This is a genomic window from Streptomyces rhizoryzae, from assembly GCF_023155275.1.
Lineage (GTDB): Bacteria > Actinomycetota > Actinomycetes > Streptomycetales > Streptomycetaceae > Streptomyces > Streptomyces rhizoryzae.
Genome location: NZ_JALMUV010000102.1, coordinates 1 through 4,659 on the forward strand (window position 1 = coordinate 1; position 4,659 = coordinate 4,659).

At 75.7% G+C, this 4,659-nt stretch carries 6 protein-coding genes; 5 read left to right on the plus strand and 1 reads right to left on the minus strand.

The window, feature by feature from the left end; translation table 11 throughout:
* The first annotated feature begins 153 nt into the window (after nt 1-153).
* From MUU72_RS34935 to MUU72_RS34950, 4 genes are all read left to right on the plus strand, one after another.
* Nucleotides 154-738: a hypothetical protein gene (locus tag MUU72_RS34935; RefSeq protein ID WP_248017487.1), complete on the plus strand. Its 585-nt coding sequence runs from the start codon at nt 154-156 to the stop codon at nt 736-738.
* Nucleotides 739-748: 10 nt separating this feature from the next.
* The gene (locus MUU72_RS34940) at nt 749-1,351 is read left to right on the plus strand and encodes an OmpA family protein (protein WP_248017488.1); all 603 of its coding nucleotides are present in this window, start codon (nt 749-751) and stop codon (nt 1,349-1,351) included.
* 61 nt (nt 1,352-1,412) lie between these two features.
* Complete coding sequence (locus MUU72_RS34945) at nt 1,413-1,997, plus strand: TetR/AcrR family transcriptional regulator (protein WP_248017489.1); 585 nt, start codon at nt 1,413-1,415, stop codon at nt 1,995-1,997.
* An 86-nt stretch (nt 1,998-2,083) separates the two neighbouring features.
* Nucleotides 2,084-3,304 carry a Cmx/CmrA family chloramphenicol efflux MFS transporter gene (locus tag MUU72_RS34950; RefSeq protein ID WP_248017490.1) on the plus strand — a complete coding sequence of 407 codons (1,221 nt, stop codon included), beginning with the start codon at nt 2,084-2,086 and terminating at the stop codon, nt 3,302-3,304.
* On the opposite strand, the gene MUU72_RS34955 is transcribed toward MUU72_RS34950, so the two are convergent.
* Nucleotides 3,299-3,655: a DUF192 domain-containing protein gene (locus MUU72_RS34955; RefSeq protein ID WP_248017491.1), complete on the minus strand. Its 357-nt coding sequence runs from the start codon at nt 3,653-3,655 to the stop codon at nt 3,299-3,301. The genes MUU72_RS34950 and MUU72_RS34955 overlap by 6 nt on opposite strands.
* Before the next feature lie 46 nt (nt 3,656-3,701).
* Between MUU72_RS34955 and MUU72_RS34960 the strand changes: the two genes are divergently transcribed.
* Nucleotides 3,702-4,427: an A24 family peptidase gene (locus MUU72_RS34960; protein ID WP_248017492.1), complete on the plus strand. Its 726-nt coding sequence runs from the start codon at nt 3,702-3,704 to the stop codon at nt 4,425-4,427.
* Nucleotides 4,428-4,659 lie beyond the last annotated feature (232 nt).

A 4,659-nucleotide genomic window follows, 5' to 3' on the forward strand; every position in this document is an offset into this window, starting at 1 on the left:
GCCCACCCTGACCTGCCACGGCAAGGGCTGGGTCCTCGACCCCGGTCACCCCGAGGACCTCCCCGCGGCCACCGACCTGTTCGCCGTACGCCTGTCCCGGTGACCGCCGCCGTCCACCGACCCCCCACCCCTCACGACCGAAGGAACGCATCCATGAGCATTCGGCGCACCACGCAGGCCGCCAGGGGAGCGGTCGCCATGGCGAGCGCGGTCGGCCTGGCCCTCCTCGCGGCCGGCTGCGGGGGCGGCGGCGACGGCGATGCGCGGGCCCCGGAGCCGGGGAAACCGGCCGCCCGCAGCGCCACCCCCGACGGCGGCGCCGTCTCGCCCGCGGCCGACGCCGACAAGGTCATCGGCGAGCTGAAGGGCCCGGACGGCGTGGTGGTCACCCTGCACTCCGCGGTCCGCGACGCCGGCGGCTTCGTCACCGTCGAGGGCACCGTCACCAACCACGGCACCCGCGCCTTCAACGCCATCGACTGGCGCTCCGCCGAGACGGAGCTGAAGTCCCGCTCGTCCGTCTCCGGCGCCACGCTGGTCGACAAGGCCGGCAAGAAGCGCTACCTCGTCCTCCGCGACACCGACGGCGAATGCCTGTGCACGACGGGCCTGAGCGGACTGCTGCCCGGCCAGAGCAAGCCCCTGTTCGCGCAGTTCCCGGCCCCGCCCGCCAAGGTGACCGAGGTCGACTTCCAGCTGCCGACGATGCCCCCGGCCACCATCCGGATCACCGATTGAGCCGCCCGCGATGACCCCCTCCCGTACGGCCCTCACGGCCGCCGCCGCGCTCCTGCTGACCGCTGCCCTCACCGCCCCCGCCGCCCACGCCGACCCGCCCGGCATCACCGAGGACACCACCGCCCCGGTCCGCATCGACCCCGCCAACCCCAAGCTGCGGATGGTGCAGGGCGCCACGCTCGCCCCGCCCAAGGTGCTCAACATCAAGTCCGTCGTGGAGACCGACGACGGCTCCGAACGCCGCCAGGACACCAACGACAACATCACCTTCGCGCTCCAGGCCGAGGTCCTCTTCGGCAAGGACAGCGCCGCCCTGTCCACCGACGCGCTCGCCCGGATCAGCGCCATCGCCGAGGAGGTCCGCAAACAGCACGCCACCGCCCTGCGCGTCTTCGGCTTCACCGACAACCTCGGCTCCGCCGCGCACGGCCTGGTCCTCTCCCGGCAGCGCGCCGGCGCCGTCCAGCGCGAACTCGCCACGGACCTGGGCTCCGGTGTGAGCTTCGAGGTCCGCGGCTACGGCGAGCAGTACCCGATCGCCGACAACGGCACCGAGGACGGCCGGCGCAAGAACCGCCGGGTCGAGGTCAGCTTCCCGCGCAGCGGCGGCTGACCCCGGCCGACCCCGCAACGGGTATTGGACCACTCGATCCAATAAATGCTAGCGTTCCCGTATGGCCCGACCCAGGAAGTTCGACGAGGAGCGGGCGGTCGACGCCGCGATGGAGGCGTTCTGGGCCGCCGGCTACGAAGCCACCTCCACCCAGGACCTGTGCGACGCCACCGGCCTGGGCCGGAGCAGCATCTACAACACCTTCAAGAGCAAGCACGACCTCTTCGAGCGCGCCCTGGCCCGCTACATGCAGCGCAAGAACGGCGAACTGGCCGAACTGCTGGAGAGCGGCGACCGCACCGCCCGCGAGAAGCTCCGCGCCCTCCTCCAGCGCGTCATCGACGAGGAGTTCACCCGCCACCCCGACGGCCGCGGCTGCCTGGTCGTCAACACCGCGGTGGAGGTCTCGTCGCACGACCCCTCGGTGGCCGCCACCCTGGAGCGCGACTACGGCGTACGGCTGGAGATGGTCCGCGCGGTGATCGCGGCCGGTCAGCGCGACGGCGACATCGACCCCGGCAAGGACGCCCGCACCCTCGCCCACCTGCTGATCGCCTCGGTCGCCGGCCTCCGCGTCTCGGCTCGTGCCGGTGTCGGCCGGGCGGCCCTGGAGGGCGTGGCCGACGCCACCCTCACCGCCTTCTGACCCCCGGCCCGCCCGGCCCGCGCCTCCGCACGCCCTCGTTTTGAACTGATCCATCCAAAACTGCCGTCTGCCCCAGGAAGGCCCCCATGCCCCTCGCCGTCCGCCTCCTCGGCCTGGCGATCTTCGCCCAGGGCACCTCGGAGTTCATGCTCTCCGGCCTGCTGCCCGATATCGCCGCCGACCTCGGCGTCTCCATCCCCGACGCCGGCCTGCTGGTCTCCGCGTTCGCCCTCGGCATGGTCGTCGGCGCCCCCGTCCTCGCCGTCGCCACCCTCCGCCTCCCGCGCCGCACCACCCTCGTCGCCTTCCAGCTGGTCTTCACCGCCGGCCACGTGGTCGGCGCGCTGGCCCCCGGCTACGGCGTGCTGTTCGCCACCCGCGTCGTCAGCGCCCTGGCCTACGCCGGCTTCTGGGCGGTGGCCGCCGCCACCGCGGTGAGCCTGGTGCCGCCGGAGGCCAAGGGCCGGGCGCTGTCCGTGGTCGGCACCGGCCTCACCCTGGCCACCGTGGTCGGCGTCCCGGCCGGTACGGTCCTCAGCCAGCACGCCGGCTGGCGGGCCGCCTTCTGGGGCGTGGTCGCCCTCACCGCCCTCAGCGCCCTCTCCCTCCTCGCCACCCTCCCCGCCCCCGCCCGTACCGGCAGCGACACCGAAACCCCCTCCCTGCGGCGGGAGTTGGCCGGCCTGGCCCGCCCCCGGCTCTGGCTCTCCTTCCTCCTCACCACCCTGACCTTCGGCGCCGCCGTGGTGACCTTCAGCTACCTGGCCCCGCTCCTCACCGAGGTGACCGGACTGCCCGCCGGCTGGGTCCCGGCCGTGCTCGCGCTCTACGGCGTCGGCGGCCTGATCGGCATCACCGCCGGCGGCCGGCTGGCCGACACCGCCCCGCTGCGCACCCTCGTCACCGGCGGCGCGGCCCTCACCCTCTCCTCCGCCGCCCTGGCGCTGGCCGCCGGCAGCCGCGCCGCCACCCTGGCCCTCGTCCTGCTCCTCGGCTTCACCGGCTACCTCGTCAACCCGGCCCTCCAGGCCCGCGCCTTCCGCCTCGCCCCCGACGCGCCGACCCTGGTCCCCGCCGTCAGCACCTCCGCCTTCAACGTCGGCATCACCCTCACCCCCCTCCTCGGCGGCCTCACCATCGACGCCGGCCTCGGCTTCCGCTCCGTCGCCTGGGTGGGCGCCCTCACCGGCCTCCTCGGCGTGCTCGCCGCGCTGCTCGCCGCCGCCCTCCAGCGCCGCACCCCCGCCCCGCCGGCCGCCCGGCCCGCCGCACCGGCACCGGAACCGGCCGTCGCCGCCCGGTCATGACGCCGGTGCCCTGACCTCCACCCGCACCCCCGGCCGCACCCCCCACCGGGCCATCGCCCCGGCCTCCGCCTCCAGCACGTGCCGGGCCCGCAGCCGGGGCCGGCCCAGCCGCCCCGGCCGCATGGTGCGCACCGCCAGCACCCTGAACTCCCGGTCCAGGTACGCCACATCGATCGCGAACCGCATCCCGAACGTGTGCACCCCGCTCGCCGGCGTCAGCAGCAGCGCCCCCGCGATCCCGTCCCGCCCCAGCAGCCCCCGGGTCCGCGCCCGGTACGACGCCGCGACCTCCACCGGCACCCCGGCCCCCGCACCCGCCAGCACACCCCGGCCATCCGCCCAACTCCCCATGCCCGCCGTTGTACCAACCCCCGCCGGCGCCCTCTAGGGTCGGTCCGTGCCCGCCCTCCTGATCGCCCTCGCCGCCGCCTACGGAGCCGCCGCCGGCCTCCTGCTCCCCCGGCCCGCGCACCGCCTGTCCGTGGACGCGGGGGAGGCGTGGCGCGCGCACTGCCCCGGCGGCCACCCGATCACCGGCTGGCTGGGCCGCGGCCGCTGCCCGGAGTGCCGGGCGCCGTACGGACCGGCCGCGCCGGCGGCCGCCGCGGTCACCGCACTGGCCTGCGCGGCCCTCGCCGCGGCCGCCGGCCACCGGCCGGAACTCGCCGTCTGGCTCCTGCTGGCCCCGCCCGCCGTCCTGCTGGCCCTCGTCGACCGGCGGGTCCAGCGCCTCCCCGACGTGCTGACCCTGCCGCTGGCCGCGCTGGCGGCCACCGCCCTGGGCGCCGTCGGCTGGCTCACCGGCGCCCCCGCCCCCTGGCTCCGCGCCCTCCTCGGCGGCCTCGCCCTGGCCGTCGGCTACCTCCTGCTGTTCCTCCTCAACCCGGCCGGCCTCGGCCTCGGCGACGTCAAGCTGGCACTCGGCCTGGGCGTCGCCCTTGGGTGGTACGGCTGGCGCACCCTGCTCACCGGCGCCGCGGCCGGCCTGCTGCTCGGCGCGGTGCACGCGGCGTACCTGCTCCTGGTCCGCCGCGCGGGCCGCCGCGCGACCATGCCGCTGGGCCCCTTCATGATCACCGGCGCCTTCCTCGCCCTTCTCCTGGGCGCCGCCGCGGCCCCCTGACCCCCGCCGCGAGCCACGCCGACACCCCGCGGTGCACAAAGCACCCCTCCCGCGGGGTTATGGTGGAAGCCCCCCCTCGGGCCGGTCCGTATCCCCCCCACGGACCGGCCCGCTTTTTCTTTGGCCTCCCACGTGGTGGTTTCTCTTGGCGGGTGTTCCGCCGGACCCGGTCTCGTTGTGGTTGCGCGCCGTGCCGGCGGTGGGGTTGTTTGTGGCCGCCCCACGTTGTCGT

Excerpts from the sequence above, each read along its gene's own strand:
- MUU72_RS34955 (WP_248017491.1), bottom strand. The coding sequence starts at position 3,655 with ATGGGGAGTTGGGCGGATGGCCGGGGTGTGCTGGCGGGTGCGGGGGCC.
- MUU72_RS34935 (WP_248017487.1), top strand. The coding sequence starts at position 154 with ATGAGCATTCGGCGCACCACGCAGGCCGCCAGGGGAGCGGTCGCCATG.
- MUU72_RS34945 (WP_248017489.1), top strand. The coding sequence starts at position 1,413 with ATGGCCCGACCCAGGAAGTTCGACGAGGAGCGGGCGGTCGACGCCGCG.
- MUU72_RS34940 (WP_248017488.1), top strand. The coding sequence starts at position 749 with ATGACCCCCTCCCGTACGGCCCTCACGGCCGCCGCCGCGCTCCTGCTG.
- MUU72_RS34950 (WP_248017490.1), top strand. The coding sequence starts at position 2,084 with ATGCCCCTCGCCGTCCGCCTCCTCGGCCTGGCGATCTTCGCCCAGGGC.